The organism is Paenibacillus alkalitolerans, from assembly GCF_016482785.1.
Classification (GTDB): domain Bacteria; phylum Bacillota; class Bacilli; order Paenibacillales; family YIM-B00363; genus Paenibacillus_AE; species Paenibacillus_AE alkalitolerans.
This window is the reverse complement of record NZ_JAEMXM010000004.1, coordinates 167,283-182,021: the sequence shown is the minus strand read 5'-3', so window position 1 is coordinate 182,021 and position 14,739 is coordinate 167,283. Positions and strand designations below refer to the sequence as shown.

Genomic DNA, 14,739 nt, shown 5'->3' with positions numbered 1-14,739 from the left:
TGCCCCCCTCCTTACGTCCGTGCGAACTGCCGCAGGAAGCGGACGTCGTTCGTGTAGAAATGGCGAATATCTTCAATACCGTAGCGCAGCATCGCAATGCGTTCGACGCCCATGCCGAACGCGAAGCCGCTCACCTTCTCCGGATCGTAGCCGCTCATGGAAAGCACTCGCGGGTGCACCATGCCCGATCCCAATATCTCGAGCCAACCGGAATGTTTGCACACACGGCAACCTTTGCCGCCGCAAATGACGCACGACACGTCGACTTCCGCGCTCGGCTCCGTGAACGGGAAGAAGCTCGGCCGCAAGCGGATTTGCACGTTAGGCCCAAACATCTCGCGGGCGAATTGCAGCAGTGTTCCCTTCAAGTCGCTAATCCGGATGCCCTTGTCGACGACGAGGCCCTCGATTTGCATGAATTGATGCGAATGCGTCGGATCGTCGTCGTCGCGGCGGTATACTTTGCCTGGGCAAATGATTTTGAGCGGCGTTTCGCCTTTCCGCGCTTCCATGGAGCGCGCTTGAACCGGAGACGTGTGGGTGCGAAGCAGTATATCGTCCGTAATGTAGAACGAGTCCTGCATGTCCCGGGCCGGGTGACCTTTGGGCAGGTTCATCGCCTCGAAGTTGTAGTAGTCGGTCTCCACTTCGGGTCCTTCCGCAACGGCGAAACCCATCCCGATGAAAATATCCTCTATCTCCTGCACAATCTTCGTCAGCGGATGAAGCGCGCCGTTGGGCGCCGGCCTGCCCGGCAGCGTCACGTCGATCGTCTCCGTCGCGAGCCGCCGCGCCGTTTCGGCGCGGGCGAACTCCGCCGATTTCTCGTCGATTACCGCTTCAATCGCCGCGCGCACATCATTGGCGACTTGGCCGATCACCGGCCGTTCTTCGGCGGACAACGAGCCCATGCCGCGAAGAATTTCCGTGAGCAGCCCTTTCTTGCCGAGATACTTTACGCGCAACTCGTTCAATACGCCCGGATCGCCGGCGGCGCCAAGCTCTTTCAGCGCATCATCGCGAAGCGCCACTAACCGTTCTTTCATCTGATGCTCATCCTCCCGAAACGATTGTTCAACCAATAAAAAAGACCTTACCTCCCGTAAGGGACGATAAGGTCGTGGTACCACCCTCATTCGCGGCAGGCATGCTCCATGCCGACCGCGCACTCGAAAGGCGCGTAACGTGCGCCGGAACGGTTCGCCCTACTGCCGGCCGCAATAAGCGGACCGCCTTCAGGAGACGGCTCAAGAGTGAATTCGGCACGCGACTCATACGAAGCGGCTCTCAATCTCCGGCCTGCTTCTCCCTGTGAAGCGTCGATGTGCTTACTGTTCTCTTTCATAGCCTTTGTGTCGTTATTTGCGAATCATTTGTTCAATTATAGCGTCCCGCTGTTCTCAAATCAACCTCAATCCGCTGAATAGAATGATCGCCGCCATCACCGTGCGAAGCGGCCTGGACGGAACCCGGGCGGATAGCCGGCTTCCGATCATAACGCCGGGCACCGAGCCGAGCAGAAGATTGAGCGCCAGCATATAGTCGATGTTGCCGTACACCGCGTGCATGGCCCCGGCCGCCGAAACGAGCAGGAACGCATGCAAAATGTCGGTGCCGACCAATGTCGACGATTTTAACCGGTACAAGTAAATCATTGCGAGCGCAAATAACGAACCCGAACCGATCGACGTCAAGCCGACGATGAAGCCGAGAACGCAGCCGATGACGATCGTCAGGCTCCGCTTCTCATGCAAAGGCTTTTCCTGCCAGCGGTTGGACCCGAGCTTCTCGTAAAATTGCTTCGCGATCGTGGCGAGCGCGACGATCACGAGAACGACGCCCAGAGCATGCTTGATAATGGAATCTTGATGGCCGGCGAGCGGCGGATACGCCTGCAGAACCAATACGGCGATCAGAGCGCTCGGCACGCTGCCGATGGCCAAATATTTAACAAGCGCCAGATCGATCGTCTTTTGCCGGATGTGCTGAATGCTTCCGAACAATTTTGTCACGGAGTTGTAGAACAGGTCGGTCGCCACCGCCACGCTCGGACTGATGCCGATCCACATCAACACGGGAGTCAGCAGCGCGGCGCCGCCCACACCGGTCAATCCGACAAGCGCTCCCACCAGAAAACCCATGACAACAATCTCGGCTTCCACTGCAAAAACACCTCAATCATAAGAAATATTGATGATTCGGATAAGGAGATATGATAGTGTATTCGAAGCAGGTAGACGCGTGCCGGGTACGGCACTTAAAGTCTTTTCGAAAGAAAGACAGGAGTCTTGCGCTTGGCAAAACTCCTGCGGCATGGGATGCTGCAGTGTACTAATTTTCAATTTGATTCAAAGTGCGGGGTGGTCGGCTTCCGGTCATCGAGTCTTACGGTTAAGCACACGACTTTCCGCTAAGCGATGAAATCCACAAATACCGCGTCGCGAAGCATGCCGCTTCGAGTAAAGTTTCTTGTCTTAACTTTGGCTTTGAGAATCGGCTCCAAATGTACAAACTCTTTATAAGATCCGGTTTCTATGGATTTGCAGACCGCATAAAATGTGTTCTTATGGCTCGGCTTCACACCAAATTCTATCATCCCTGCAGGACGCAGGCCGCTGCCGTCCCGAATCGAGGCCAGCCAACCGAATTTGGTTCGACGATATCCCGTGATAACGACTTCGACATTCATCCAGTTAATGATTTTTTGCCATTTCACGGCACGGCGGCCCGTAGCGTAACGGCTCGACTTTTCTTTCGCCACGATTCCTTCCATATTGCGCTCTTGTATCGAACGGAACAACTCGATGCCCTTCTCTTCTACATAAGGAATAATCGATATGTTCGGATTGCGCGGTTCGATCCCGGCAAGGATTTCTTTGCGGCGCATAAGCGGCAAATGCCGCAAGTCTTTGCCTCGGTATCGTAGAATATCGAACGCAATGAAATTGACGGGATTGCTTGCCGCGGCGGCGGCGATCTTATCGGTACGCCGAAGCTGAAACCGGTCGTTAAGCGCCTCAATGGAGATGAGTCCGGTTTTAGGGTCCACTTGGGCCACTTCGCCGTCAAGCACTATGTCTTCCTCGATACCGGTCAGCAGCTCCGGGTACTTGGTTGTCACATCGTTCGCATGACGTGTGAACAGCCGAACTTCACCGCCCTCTTGGGCGAAAATCATTCTATGTCCGTCGATCTTCGGTTCGAAGATATGATGGGAGCTGTCGAAGGGCTCTTTAGCCGTCTCAAGCAGCATTGGGGAAATAAACATGAGGCATCACCTTGGGCACATTGTAGCCGTTACCAGAGACGGTGTGGAGTGGGAATTAGAGGAAAGACAATGGAAATGGAAGTGAATAAAAAATTAAACGCGGCAAATAATACGCTTAACATCACTGGAGGTGACAATCATGGCTCGAAGCAGAAAACCGCCGGTCGTGCCGCAAGCAGGCGCGGCGTTGGATCAATTGAAGTATGATATAGCCAGGGAACTGGGGATCCAAACTCCGGACGGCTACTGGGGACATATGGCGACACGCGACACCGGCGCAATCGGCGGCAATATGGTTCGCAGAATGGTACAAATCGCCGAACAATCGTTGGGCGGCGGCCGGCAAATCTAAGAAGACAGCTGTTTTCCTCCTGTAAAAAAGAACCAACCGTCATTGGGCGGTTGGTTCTTCGCGTCGAATATTGTCCGGATTGTTGGATATGAGGAATGCGCAAACCGACTTGATTTTGTCCTAACATTCGCTTACATCGTTCAAAACCGCCCTGTGGGCGGTTTTCGTATTGGAATGAGCAGTTTTAATGAGTGAATTGATCCTCATTATTATTGAAGTCCGCCTCGACCGACTCATTCGTAGCTTTTTCCGCCTTTTGGGCGGATAAGGCTGTTTTCCAGCGTCGGTTCGCTTCATAAAGTTCATTTTCGAGGTACTGCGCTTGTTCATGGGAGAGAGCGAATGCAACTTCATTATTTTGTTCATCCGAAGCCTTCAAAAGCACGTAACTGTCCTCGGCATTAGGAAGGGTTACATTGCTGATTCTCAAGTTTACGTCAGATATTTCGTATCTCACTTTCATATTAATCATTCTAAGGCACCTCCTCTTTGCGCGGATTACAGAAATCGGTCTATTCCAATCTGAGGCCGATTACGATCTCTCTTGATTTTGTTCTGTCTCGTTTGTGTTGCGCCCGTTGTTGCCGGCACCCTCACCTGCCTGATTATCCAATGTGCCGCCGGCAAGACCGCCCGCAACCGGACCCAAAGGGCCAAATGCGGTACCCGCAGCCGCACCGGGAATTCCGCCGCCTACAATTCCCGCGGTTTCATCAAATGTTTTATCGGCACCGTTTCGATTACGCTCCTTGTTTTCAGCCACAGTTCTCGCTCCTTGTATTGTGAATGAAGGTATTGCCGCTTGTTGATTAACGCAACCCAACATATCTTGTCCGTTTGTCATGGATAAAATTCCAACAACATCCTTGAACTGCCAACAAATCGAAAAACATGCACCTGCCAGAAATTATTGAAAAAATCATTTGTCAAAAGTTATAGAACCCGCATGCAGCCATAAATTTTAAAGGGAGGATATTAATCAAAAAAGGAGTGTTTGCAATGAGCAAAATAAGAGTGTTGCGTAAAACCGAACGTGGCGATAAAGACTTTAAGTATCTTTACATAAAGATGGTTGACGAATCGTTCGAGCCGGCGAAAGAATACTTCATTATTACTGAGGGGGCCGGTTTTGGCGGCGATGCCGAGATGAGCGAAAAATTGTTTGAGGAGACGCGAGAGATGTTCGCCGCTTTCATAAAGGCCTATATTTGCGAGGATAATTATCTTGTTCTTCAGGACCAAGACGGAAACGAAATGCACTTATCCGGTTGTACATCGGGATTTCCGGGTACGGGACCGAAAGGCACTCTTAACATTTTGCGAAAACTTGAATTTGATATTGATCTTTTGAACTTGATATTCATGTCTCCGACGTTTAGCATTCGAAACTTGAGACATGGCCGATATGTCGACAACCCTCCGGGATATGTAACCGGTACTGCTACATAAAGAAAAAAGCCTTGTTCGACAAGGCTTTTTAAATAAGCGGGTGATGGGAATCGAACCCACGCCGCCAGCTTGGGAAGCTGATAAATGGGTTATTCAAGATTGATCAAAAAACCGGAAAACCGTTATGTAACAATGGTTCTCCGGTTTTTGCTTTGTCAACTTTAGTCATGATTTTCCATCGTTTATCAGGGTTTCGTTCCCAATCCGTTCCCAAGATGTTCCCAGGAATCATGCTTAAAAATCAATGCAACCCCTGACTGCTTTGCCAATGATCGTGACCTCTTGCGTCGATAACCTGATGTCAGAAGTAATATATACGCAATTATCTTTAAGTCGTCGGATGAAGTGTTTGCCACTATGAAGAATAACCAAAACATCGCCCTCAGAATACGAATCCACTTGCTTGACCATAATGCGATCCCCTGGCCGTATTCTCTCCCTCATTAAAGAGTCGTCGGACACTTCGATGATTTGCAAACCCATAATAAGCATCTCTCCATTTACGTGGAATGTTGATGAGTGTATAATCTTTCCATGTTAAAAAATAAATAAAAATAAATATCGAGGTGAAACATTGGCTCCCCTAATCGGGAGGAGCCGGTTACCAGAGCTGCTCGCGGCTAAAGGATGGTCGCAAGCAGAATTTGCTCGTCGCCTTGGTGTATCAGAAGGATTTCTATCGCAAGTTATATCCGGGAAGCGATATTTTTCTTATCCAACGGCTTCCGATGCAGCTTGGCTGCTTGGTTGCTCAATGGAGGACTTGCACGAGCGAATTATTTAAGGTAACCGGCACGGGTGCGAAAGCCCCCTCCTACGGAGAGCCTTTGCTCACAGCTAAGATTTACTGCGCAAATCACCCTGTATCAATCATCATCACGTCACCTCTTCGGCAGCTCGGCTATCGTAGCTTTCACCTTAGACCCGCAGCTTTGCGTCACCGGCTTTCGCCGGCTTTGCCTTTATCGTTGGTTGGTAATTCTGTATTATAATGTATCGGCAATTGTTAGCTAATTCGTTAGTGTTATATTTTTACAGTCGAGCATAACATGACTTAGAGAGTTTAATTGTCGGTGTTCCGCTTCTTGGAACCCGGCTTTTTTGTTTTTCCGAAGTAAATGATGCTGCTGTCGTACTTTGATTCCAGTTCATCAATCTGTTTACAGATGGAATGCAACCAATCCCAGTCCTCCACCTCATGTGCCAGGAACGATTGACTTTGGAGCGCGATAAGATCCCAGCAATAGGACGCATTTGCAATGTGGCAATGGACCATTTCAATAACTTCACTTTCAGTCAATGGCCGCTGCCGTTGCGTCCAGAAAATCTCGGCCATGCGGACGTGAAACGGCATCACGGCCATAGCGACAGCCACCCCTTCACGGCCAGCACACCGAGCGTTACAACATATGCGGCCGGAAGATTGTCTTTCAGTTTCCGGCGGGGTGTGGCCAGATCAATCACGATAACTCTCATACCATCAGTCCTTTTCAGTTTGATGGTTTAGTTTATGCACCACTGGTTGTCCACGTTTCCTATGCTTTGAATAAAATTTTCAAAGTTCGTCCACCCTGCTAAGGGAGGGTGATTCGAATGTTTGGAATAGGGAAACCGAGGACTAAATTTGGAAGTTTCATGGATAAGCATGGGTATATGCAGGGTGATTTGCCGGTCAATAAGAACACAGCAACGAGGCTATGTGGAGATGAGGAGTATGATCCGACTCCCGAGGTAAGGTCAAAAGCTATTGGCTTTCTTCGGAGGAAAGGGCACGATGTTCGCCCGGATGATTTTTGGCCGGAATAAAAAAGATAAATGAGGGAGCACTGTTCGTTGTCTATGACTGTGGTTTTCAAAACGTGTATTATTAAGTTAACCATAATAAAAAAGGTCGTGACAGAAATGAAGTCCCTCGAGATGGAGTTAATCGAATTTTTTGAAGTTGATGAGAGAGATATTGTTTTTAATAATGGTAAGCCATATGTTGAACTTGCGGATGCTTTTGAGCGGAAGTTCTGGGACTTATCTAAAAATGAACTGGAGAGAGCAATAAACTTTATAAAAGATAACGGTAATGACGGAGTTATGAAAAAGATGCTTCAAATTGCAGAAAAGGTTCTGACACAGCGACAATTTATGAAAAAGCAAAAACCGCTTAGAACCGCGCTGCGGCCTTAGCGAACGGCTTGTTAGCCCGATCACTCTGACCGGGCTTTTTCGGCGTTCAATATATCCTGGAACATTATATACTCCTCCCCGATCCGCAGCCGCCGCGTAAGCGGATCGATGCGCTCGACGACTCCGGTGACTTCCCGGTCGCAATATTCACCATACACGGTGACCATGACCGACTCCCGCATCTCAGCTGCCTCCCCAATGACCCGCTCGATCTCCTCGATCGCATCGTGGTCCAGCTCCGGTTTCGGCCGCACCTTCAGTCCGGTGCGGTGCCGGCGGATCTCGTCTCTATGTTGAGGTAGCATAATCCTAGAGGATTCCCAGAGGCCATTGCCACGTAATTTCTTTCCGCGCATCAAACCACCGCTCTCCGGCGGGGAACCGGTTCCACGGCGAGTATGGAATCGAGAAGGAATGTACGGGGAGCTCGGCGGTCATGGCAAAATGCCCTGACTTTATCGCCGTCAACAGCCAAAATCTTGATCCGACGTTTTGTGAATCCGTTCTGTCGGTTCATGTAGATGATCGTAACCGTTCGTCCAGTATATTTTTCGAGTTTAATCATGTTGTTCGCCTCCGTTATACGAACGCATGTTTGTAACACAATTATATACCGAACATTAGTTCTGTATGCAAGAAAAAAAAACCACTGCGGCGACAGCCAGCACTGGTTTTTTAAATTATTCTTTGTAGAAATAATTAATGCGAAGCGGATGATCCTTAAAACTAACATTCATAAGTTCCATATCGTTCAATAATTCTTTTGATCATTTGATCAGAAACTTGATCATCATCAATGATATTACATTTTCTAAAATGATGAACGAGTTCAATCATACGTTTCGTATACTCAATATGACCTGCTTCAGGGACATCTGGTGACTCATCGTCCACTTCATCGAACAATCTCTGAAGTTTTTCCTTTACCATGGTATAGAAATTTTTACCTGATCGCAGTTGAATTAATTCATCGACCTTGAAGGATATTATCGGAAGATTGGTTCTAATAAATAATTTTTTTCTTTTTCCTTCGCCATACCTCCACCCACTACCGCTGATACCTAATAATGAAATGAATATTCCAGCTCTTGAACCACGGGTAGGCAATATCTCTACGAGCTTCGATACCATACCCACATCAACTGATGAGGTCGTTTTATTCTTACATTCACATATTATCCGTGGGGAAAGATACAAACGCATAAACTCGGGAAGCGCCCGATCACTTAAATTAATCTCAATGTCCGTTTCGTTATCACCCGGACGTCTGTTTTTTAACACTTCTGAACCGACAAAGCGGTTAAAGATAAAAACAGCAAAATCTTCTAACAAATCTCCCTTCGCCTTGTTCCTTTTTGGCGGCCATGATTTCGAGTCATCAATTTTTATAATGTATTCATCAAAAATCCTAATTTCCTCATCATGACTGAGGGGTTTCCAGAACATGTTGTCATCCAGCTTGTCAATAATATCCATTAACTGAGTAAAGTCTGTTATGTCATAACTCATTGAAAAGACCTTCGAAAACCGACCTTTGCGTTTGCAAAATCTATACAGGATCCACATTCTGGACAATCATGTGATGCTTTTGAGTACTCATCAAGTGAGTTGTACAAAAATTGATGCTGATATTCTTCATTTTGACATTCAACAACTATGATCATGGTCAAGATGCCGTCATTCACAAGGTCAATTAATATGTCTTCTGCTGACGTAACATCAAGCTTAGCTCCTTTCGCTAATCTTGACTTTGTAATCACATCACTAGGTCGAAGAGATAACAGTTCCTTCTCCACTCCTGTCAACACTGAAGGCGGCATTTTGTATTTCATCGCGATATTGGTTAAGTTTACGGATGACAATGTTTACCACCTCTTCCTCTATAAACGTATTCGTCCCTCTGACAAGATAAGCATCAGCTCCTTGCTCGACAAGGAACTTATAACTCCTATCTTCCCTTTTATAATTTATGCCCAACAAGTCGATGTCGCTATCCGCTCTTGATCGTTTCGCTGCTTGAGCGGCTGCTCCAGCGCGTAATCCAGCTTCCCTGGAAGCAACATCAATAGTATGTGTGACTCCATCCGATCTTTGCCTAAAGATTTCAAAAACCTCATTTTCGTGGATTACACCATATTTTTCAATAAGCTGTGCTTCAAATGAGAGTTGTATGTCTTGAACAAACTTCATTAAGATCGCTTGGTCTTTTTCGGGATCTAAATTAACTTCTTTCATTAGTTCTGTGGCAAAATCATAAATTTTATCCTGATGATTAAATGAATGCTGGGTTATAACAGGATTATTATGATTTGTTGCTTCTTCAACAAAACGACTTAAAGCTTCCGGAATCCAAAGTGGTGCCTTAATTTTAATATCACCTATATACGTTTTCAACCTGAAAAAGAACATATTTGCAATGGGTGACCAATCTGTTCTTCTATCCTTTTGAGTATTATTAACACTCACTAAGTGGGCTGTAGGGTTGAAGATGACTTTACAGTCATTGTTATCACTTGAAATAACACAATGTGCAAAGAATATTTTCTTAAATAATCTTTGTGCTCCGTCCTCCATTTTGCCATTCACAAGACAAGGGGCTATAAATGAGAAAACGTATCTCATATCTTGTTTATGTATATTAACTAACTTGATGTCGTCTAGATTAGGCATGACAGATGATAAATCCTCAGATTCATTATCACAATTTATTTCCCACAATTTTATGTCGATTAATTCTTCTCTGTTATCATATAAATTTTTAAGTAGTCCTTCGACAGGCTTTTCCTGAAGATTATAAACAAACGTATAATTATTTCCATCAATTTGATGGTATGTTAACCAATCATAAAATGCCTCGCGGGATATTATGGAATACAAAACCCCTTTATCATTCACCGCATTGTATAAAGTTTCAGCCATCAGCTTACTGGAACCTTTTCTGGGAAGCCTGTACTTATCAAAAATAATATGGTAGTGCTTGTGCTGAGTATAGGAATCCAGCAGTCTATTTATATTATCCCAGTTCATGAATTACCCCCTGCAAAATTATGTTAAAGTAATTATACACTCCATTCCATATATTTACTATTGGATTTTTCCAACCGAAACAAAAACCCCCACCCACCAGCGAACACCGTAGCGCATACAAAAAAAGAGCAGCGAGGTCATCCCTTCTGCTCTTTTTTATATTCGATCAATTCCCCTATATCCTCTAAATCGAGCGCCTTCATAATCTTCTCCAAATTCTCCGGTGACCAGTGCTTTGCTTTATTCTTGGCCATATCATCAATCGTGTTCCAACGAATGCCGGTCATTTCGCTAAGTTGCCTTGTATTCACTCGCTTTTCCACCATAAGCTGATCCAGTTTCAATCTCAGCATTCGTTTCACCTCACCCTTAATATACACTTTGTGCGAATAAATATCAACGTATTTCGTTAAATTTTACAACCATTTTCGTTGACATTCAACGAATATCGTTGTATAATAAAGACATAAGGTTGATACATAACAAGGGAGAGGAAAACATGAAACGAATCAACATCTACTCACTCAGACAAGTAAAAGAAAAAAGCGGACTGTATGAGCTCGACACCAAGAGAATCCTAAGCCCGGATACGGCGGCGGAGATCATCCGGAAGGTTCTTGAGCTCGATCAAATGGATGTTGAGTACTTCGGCATCCTGACGCTAAACAACAAGAACGAGGTAGCCGGAGCCCACATCCTCGGGAAAGGAACAATAAACACGGTAATCGCAACACCGAGAGATATCTTCAAGGCGGCGCTCATGAATAACGCGATCAGCGTAATACTCTTCCATAACCACCCGAGTGGCGACCCGACACCAAGCCCGGAAGACATCCAGATGACAAAGCGAGTCGAAGAAGCCGGGCAGATAATCGGAATCGACGTTCTGGACCATATCATCATCGGTCACGAGGGAAGATTCTACAGCTTGAAAGCAAACGGCCTCATCTAACACGAGGGGCTTTCGGCCCCTCTTTTATTGAACTTGTCAGAGCGAGTAAGGTAAAGATTCGTTATAATAAAAATGAATGAGGCGGTGGTACAAAGTGAAGTTACAATACAAAGGCGTCAATAACCGCAGCGGACGTGTCGAGTGGGTAGAACTGGATTTAGCCAGCCCCTTTCATCCGGAAGGAGTAGTTATGGAAGAATGGCACGTTAATCAATACAGGACGTTCGTGGAAGGAATCCAATCTTGTATCGGTCGTGATTTGACGAAGGAAGAACTTAAGACAGTTCAGTGGTTGGCCGGGTATGAGAAAAGCACAACTAGCAAAATCATGGGCATTATTAAATCCGCTTATGATAACGGCAAACAAAATCATTAAGGAGAGTGTGAATTCAATCATGAATATCCCAAAAACTGTGCTGCAGGCTCTTTATGAGTTGCGTGAGAAGTACGATTTTCACCGGCTAACCAACCCGGGAGCCCTTCTTTATGATCTCAATGCAAGAGGAAAGACCGAAGCTGCGGAGTATCTTTTCGATTCAGACGGGGAGCTGCTGACAGATCGACTTAAAGCAGCTGTCACTGCTCTGGTATCTTGGAATGTTCCAGAATGAGTTTGAATTGAACATGTTATTTAAATGAGGGCCAAAAAGTAATAACAACCCTGCCGACCAAAAAGTCCCTTTGAAAAAATTCTTCCAGTACATTCCTCCTAAGTGTATACTACCAATGATTATCTACTATATTTGGGAGGAAGATCATGCGAAAATTTTTATCGGCCTTATTAACGATAGCTCTACTACTAGGAGCGAGCAGTGTAACGGCAGCGAATGAAATCACCGTTAAGATCGACGGAAAGACGCAAACCTACGATCAACCGCCGAAAGTGATCAACGGGAGTGTTATGGTTCCGCTGCGGGGAATCTTCGAAGCGCTAGATTCAACGCTTACGTTAAACGGCAAAGATATCGAGGCTGTACGTGGGGACATCATCGTTAAGCTGACGATTGGTGCTGACTCAGCAACAGTCAATGGTAAGACCATAAAGCTGGCACAGAAATCGCAGGTCATCAATGGGCGGACACTCGTTCCTTTGCGTTTCGTTAGCGAAGCGCTCGGCGCGTCGGTAAATTATGACGGATCTAAGAGAATTGTTACGGTCATATCGACAGGCTCTACTACTGTAGCCTACGATGTAAAGCTAGAGTTTTCAGCGGACCGATTCCCGCAAACAGCGGCGCACATTAAAACGGCGATTGCCGCAGGAGAGTCGCCGGTGTGTACTATTGACCGAGACGGAGCAGATGAGAATCGCGAAGAGTCTCTTAAAGGTATACCGACAAAGGATGGATACGATCGGGACGAGTGGCCGATGGCCATGTGTGCAGAGGGCGGCGCCGGTGCAGATGTGGCATACGTCGAATCTTCTGATAACCGTGGATCCGGAGCGTGGGTAGGAAATCAACTTGAGGACTATCCAGATGGAACGAGAGTATTATTTGTGGTCGTAGGTACCGTTAGTGATAAAGTTGATCCGGCAACGTCTGAAACTGAGACAGAATCCACATCACCAGAATCAACGATCACTTTCGCAAGCTGCGCTGAGGCAAAAGCAGCAGGTAAAGCACCATTGCGTAAAGGCGATCCAGGATACAGCACGAAATTAGATCGCGATGGTGACGGAATCGCGTGTGAGTAAATTTTTACAGTTAAAATGATTGAGGGCTGATTGTGAGAATATTACTTTTTGTTGTTATATTCCTTTATTTTGTACCCTCAGCTGCAGCTCACCCCGGTAGGCAAAACCCCGACGGTGGACATGTATGCCGTACGAATTGTCCTGATTGGGGGCTGGACTATGGAGAATACCATTTTCATAGTTACTTTAATGATGGTAAAAGTAACCGCGCTGAACCTCAAAGTAGTTCTTGGTCAATCCCAAGTTGGTTGATTTGGGGCATTATTATTTTTGCCATTCTGATTTATTGGGTGTATAAATCGAATTCAAATGCAGTATATAGCAGAGGACCACGCAATGTAATTAATGTACCACCTCAATATATACCTCCTACTGAACCGATTATTTATCCACCGGATGAAGAGGTAGAATTGACAGGAATGCTTACCCGAACGACTTATCGAAAAACACCGTTTTTTGTGGCTAAATTTATGGATGATGGGGGTAACTTCCACACCATTGTCGGCAGATATCCAGGTAGACTTATGACAAACAAAAGATATTCGATTCATGGAACAAACACTTATGACAGGCGGTATGGCCAACAGATTAAGGTTAAGTCAATTGAAAGAATATGAGGTGACAGAATAAGCGGTTTAAGAATCCCCGCCAGCCAATCAGCCAGCGGGGATTTTCTCATTTTTCTTTTTTCATCCTGTATAACATTGTCCACGCCTCTTCCCTCGTCAGCGGATCGCGCGGCCGGTCGCCGTCCGTAATTCCCATCGCGACGGCCCAATCCCGTGCCTCCCTTGCCCACGCCGAAACATCATCCTCCGCTGGCGCCGTCGGCTCTTGATTACTCATCTTGGGCTTCGTCACTTGATCCAGGAACCATGTCTTTTCAATGCCAGATCCCGGGCACGTTTTTTGATTTGTATATTCCCGGTGGAAGTGGATCGCATCCTGGCCGAGATTCCACAGCTTCATGATCGCCGAGCATAGACCTGAGGTGGTGAGGAGCTGCGGACCTTCCAAGCGCTCGCAACCCCGATCAAAATTCCCGATCATCTCGAACATGAACGGATGAACGCCATCGGCATCGGGATCATTATTTCCTGTCGCAGACGCCGGCGGAAGGAGCAGCGAACGGCCATCCCAAATATAGCCGTCCGGATCGACGGTCGCGTGCTGCGCAATGTCGAAGAACCCGCGTGCCAAGTGTGCGCGGTACATGGCCTGCATGTAATATTCGCCTGGCCGCTTCCGAAAGTCCGCGATCGTCGGCTTCCATGTCCCGTGAACGTGGATCTCGCTGAAGCGGACCCGACCGACAATCGGCCTTAGTACCTGCTCGATGTACTCGACCAAAGTGTAGCGGCGGAAGGACTTAGGAGCGGCCGACATCTTTACCATCCCCTTTTCCGCGCAAAACCTCTATTGCATCCTTAAGCTTCGGCGGCAAATCCAATCCAGCTCGGCCGGCGTTCTCTAGGATCGACAAAGCTTCGTTAGCGGCGTAGAAGAAAATTGTGGCGTCACGGAACACATGCGACTGACCCAGAAGCAGATCCACCTGATGCGCTACGGCAACGATGACAAAAATGAACACCTTTTTTGCGATGCCGATCAGCCCGACAGTGCTTTTGAGTTTCCCTTCCTTGGCAGCTGCGACGAATCCGGAGAGATAATCGGCAATGACCAAAAATAGCAGGATTCCCAACACCTGCGACCACCCCCCGTATAAGTAAGACGTCACAGTCCCGAATAAAGCTACACCGGTTTTGATTACTGTTTCAAATTTCATGTCGTTGTCATCCTCCTAAAATAAAATAGCC

General features: G+C 46.9%; 25 protein-coding genes, 1 pseudogene and 1 riboswitch. Of the genes and pseudogenes, 10 read left to right on the top strand and 16 right to left on the bottom strand.

The window, feature by feature from the left end:
- Window positions 1-11: 11 nt before the first annotated feature.
- From pheS to JET16_RS09440, 4 genes are all read right to left on the bottom strand, one after another.
- A complete protein-coding gene (gene pheS / locus JET16_RS09455) occupies window positions 12-1,046 on the bottom strand; it encodes a phenylalanine--tRNA ligase subunit alpha (RefSeq protein WP_199615593.1) in 1,035 nt (344 codons plus the stop codon).
- Window positions 1,047-1,132: 86 nt separating this feature from the next.
- Window positions 1,133-1,345: a hypothetical protein gene (locus JET16_RS09450; protein ID WP_199615592.1), complete on the bottom strand. Its 213-nt coding sequence runs from the start codon at window positions 1,343-1,345 to the stop codon at window positions 1,133-1,135.
- Window positions 1,346-1,400: 55 nt separating this feature from the next.
- The gene (locus tag JET16_RS09445) at window positions 1,401-2,162 is read right to left on the bottom strand and encodes a sulfite exporter TauE/SafE family protein (RefSeq protein WP_199615591.1); all 762 of its coding nucleotides are present in this window, start codon (window positions 2,160-2,162) and stop codon (window positions 1,401-1,403) included.
- A gap of 248 nt (window positions 2,163-2,410) precedes the next feature.
- Window positions 2,411-3,268, bottom strand: coding sequence for an ATP-dependent DNA ligase (locus tag JET16_RS09440; RefSeq protein WP_199615590.1), 858 nt, complete (start codon window positions 3,266-3,268; stop codon window positions 2,411-2,413).
- A gap of 139 nt (window positions 3,269-3,407) precedes the next feature.
- Here JET16_RS09440 and JET16_RS09435 point away from each other — a divergent pair, with 139 nt between their 5' ends.
- A complete protein-coding gene (locus JET16_RS09435) occupies window positions 3,408-3,620 on the top strand; it encodes an alpha/beta-type small acid-soluble spore protein (protein WP_199615589.1) in 213 nt (70 codons plus the stop codon).
- A 184-nt stretch (window positions 3,621-3,804) separates the two neighbouring features.
- Here the strand turns inward: JET16_RS09435 and JET16_RS09430 are convergent, their stop codons facing one another.
- Window positions 3,805-4,092, bottom strand: coding sequence for a hypothetical protein (locus JET16_RS09430; protein WP_199615588.1), 288 nt, complete (start codon window positions 4,090-4,092; stop codon window positions 3,805-3,807).
- 60 nt (window positions 4,093-4,152) lie between these two features.
- Complete coding sequence (locus tag JET16_RS09425) at window positions 4,153-4,383, bottom strand: hypothetical protein (RefSeq protein ID WP_199615587.1); 231 nt, start codon at window positions 4,381-4,383, stop codon at window positions 4,153-4,155.
- Window positions 4,384-4,619: 236 nt separating this feature from the next.
- On the opposite strand from JET16_RS09425, the gene JET16_RS09420 reads away from it, so the two are divergent.
- Complete coding sequence (locus JET16_RS09420; protein WP_199615586.1) at window positions 4,620-5,069, top strand: hypothetical protein; 450 nt, start codon at window positions 4,620-4,622, stop codon at window positions 5,067-5,069.
- A 234-nt stretch (window positions 5,070-5,303) separates the two neighbouring features.
- Here the strand turns inward: JET16_RS09420 and JET16_RS31090 are convergent, their stop codons facing one another.
- On the bottom strand, window positions 5,304-5,552 hold the full coding sequence (locus JET16_RS31090; protein ID WP_199615585.1) for a S24 family peptidase: 249 nt from the start codon (window positions 5,550-5,552) through the stop codon (window positions 5,304-5,306).
- A gap of 91 nt (window positions 5,553-5,643) precedes the next feature.
- Between JET16_RS31090 and JET16_RS31085 the strand changes: the two genes are divergently transcribed.
- Entirely contained in the window at window positions 5,644-5,853 is a 210-nt protein-coding gene (locus JET16_RS31085) for a helix-turn-helix transcriptional regulator (protein WP_199615584.1), read from the top strand.
- A gap of 104 nt (window positions 5,854-5,957) precedes the next feature.
- Window positions 5,958-6,040: riboswitch (cyclic di-GMP riboswitch) on the bottom strand.
- 92 nt (window positions 6,041-6,132) lie between these two features.
- Here the strand turns inward: JET16_RS31085 and JET16_RS09405 are convergent.
- Together JET16_RS09405 and JET16_RS30545 are read right to left on the bottom strand one after the other, a co-directional pair.
- Complete coding sequence (locus JET16_RS09405) at window positions 6,133-6,432, bottom strand: DUF7667 family protein (RefSeq protein WP_199615583.1); 300 nt, start codon at window positions 6,430-6,432, stop codon at window positions 6,133-6,135.
- Window positions 6,423-6,545: a hypothetical protein gene (locus JET16_RS30545; RefSeq protein WP_267908674.1), complete on the bottom strand. Its 123-nt coding sequence runs from the start codon at window positions 6,543-6,545 to the stop codon at window positions 6,423-6,425. The genes JET16_RS09405 and JET16_RS30545 overlap by 10 nt, the downstream gene beginning before the upstream one ends.
- Window positions 6,546-6,986: 441 nt before the next feature.
- Here JET16_RS30545 and JET16_RS09400 point away from each other — a divergent pair, with 441 nt between their 5' ends.
- Window positions 6,987-7,247: a hypothetical protein gene (locus JET16_RS09400; protein ID WP_199615582.1), complete on the top strand. Its 261-nt coding sequence runs from the start codon at window positions 6,987-6,989 to the stop codon at window positions 7,245-7,247.
- Between the two features lie 20 nt (window positions 7,248-7,267).
- Here the strand turns inward: JET16_RS09400 and JET16_RS09395 are convergent, their stop codons facing one another.
- From JET16_RS09395 to JET16_RS09375, 5 genes are all read right to left on the bottom strand, one after another.
- The gene (locus JET16_RS09395; protein ID WP_199615581.1) at window positions 7,268-7,552 is read right to left on the bottom strand and encodes a YolD-like family protein; all 285 of its coding nucleotides are present in this window, start codon (window positions 7,550-7,552) and stop codon (window positions 7,268-7,270) included.
- A 50-nt stretch (window positions 7,553-7,602) separates the two neighbouring features.
- Window positions 7,603-7,812 (bottom strand): WYL domain-containing protein, encoded by a 210-nt coding sequence (locus tag JET16_RS09390; RefSeq protein ID WP_199615580.1) that lies wholly within the window; start codon window positions 7,810-7,812, stop codon window positions 7,603-7,605.
- Window positions 7,813-7,973: 161 nt separating this feature from the next.
- The gene (locus JET16_RS09385; RefSeq protein ID WP_199615579.1) at window positions 7,974-8,756 is read right to left on the bottom strand and encodes a hypothetical protein; all 783 of its coding nucleotides are present in this window, start codon (window positions 8,754-8,756) and stop codon (window positions 7,974-7,976) included.
- Between the two features lie 255 nt (window positions 8,757-9,011).
- Window positions 9,012-10,274: a hypothetical protein gene (locus JET16_RS09380; protein ID WP_199615577.1), complete on the bottom strand. Its 1,263-nt coding sequence runs from the start codon at window positions 10,272-10,274 to the stop codon at window positions 9,012-9,014.
- Window positions 10,275-10,411: 137 nt separating this feature from the next.
- Window positions 10,412-10,627, bottom strand: coding sequence for a helix-turn-helix domain-containing protein (locus tag JET16_RS09375; protein ID WP_199615575.1), 216 nt, complete (start codon window positions 10,625-10,627; stop codon window positions 10,412-10,414).
- Between the two features lie 146 nt (window positions 10,628-10,773).
- On the opposite strand from JET16_RS09375, the gene JET16_RS09370 reads away from it, so the two are divergent.
- The 6 genes and pseudogenes from JET16_RS09370 to JET16_RS09350 all read left to right on the top strand — a co-directional run bounded on the left by JET16_RS09370 (window position 10,774) and on the right by JET16_RS09350 (window position 13,539).
- The gene (locus tag JET16_RS09370; protein ID WP_199615573.1) at window positions 10,774-11,226 is read left to right on the top strand and encodes a JAB domain-containing protein; all 453 of its coding nucleotides are present in this window, start codon (window positions 10,774-10,776) and stop codon (window positions 11,224-11,226) included.
- 94 nt (window positions 11,227-11,320) lie between these two features.
- A complete protein-coding gene (locus JET16_RS09365) occupies window positions 11,321-11,602 on the top strand; it encodes a hypothetical protein (protein WP_199615571.1) in 282 nt (93 codons plus the stop codon).
- 19 nt (window positions 11,603-11,621) lie between these two features.
- Window positions 11,622-11,837 carry a hypothetical protein gene (locus JET16_RS09360; protein ID WP_199615570.1) on the top strand — a complete coding sequence of 72 codons (216 nt, stop codon included), beginning with the start codon at window positions 11,622-11,624 and terminating at the stop codon, window positions 11,835-11,837.
- A gap of 146 nt (window positions 11,838-11,983) precedes the next feature.
- Window positions 11,984-12,730: pseudogene (locus JET16_RS31080) on the top strand (stalk domain-containing protein); the annotation flags it as partial.
- Complete coding sequence (locus JET16_RS30800) at window positions 12,725-12,922, top strand: excalibur calcium-binding domain-containing protein (RefSeq protein WP_325176664.1); 198 nt, start codon at window positions 12,725-12,727, stop codon at window positions 12,920-12,922. The pseudogene JET16_RS31080 and the gene JET16_RS30800, both read left to right, overlap by 6 nt.
- A 32-nt stretch (window positions 12,923-12,954) precedes the next feature.
- A complete protein-coding gene (locus JET16_RS09350) occupies window positions 12,955-13,539 on the top strand; it encodes a YHYH domain-containing protein (protein WP_325176656.1) in 585 nt (194 codons plus the stop codon).
- Between the two features lie 58 nt (window positions 13,540-13,597).
- Here JET16_RS09350 and JET16_RS09345 read toward each other — a convergent pair whose 3' ends face one another.
- Together JET16_RS09345 and JET16_RS09340 are read right to left on the bottom strand one after the other, a co-directional pair.
- The gene (locus JET16_RS09345) at window positions 13,598-14,308 is read right to left on the bottom strand and encodes a peptidoglycan recognition protein family protein (protein WP_199615566.1); all 711 of its coding nucleotides are present in this window, start codon (window positions 14,306-14,308) and stop codon (window positions 13,598-13,600) included.
- The gene (locus JET16_RS09340) at window positions 14,292-14,708 is read right to left on the bottom strand and encodes a phage holin family protein (protein ID WP_199615565.1); all 417 of its coding nucleotides are present in this window, start codon (window positions 14,706-14,708) and stop codon (window positions 14,292-14,294) included. Before JET16_RS09340 ends, JET16_RS09345 begins: the two co-directional genes overlap by 17 nt.
- Window positions 14,709-14,739 lie beyond the last annotated feature (31 nt).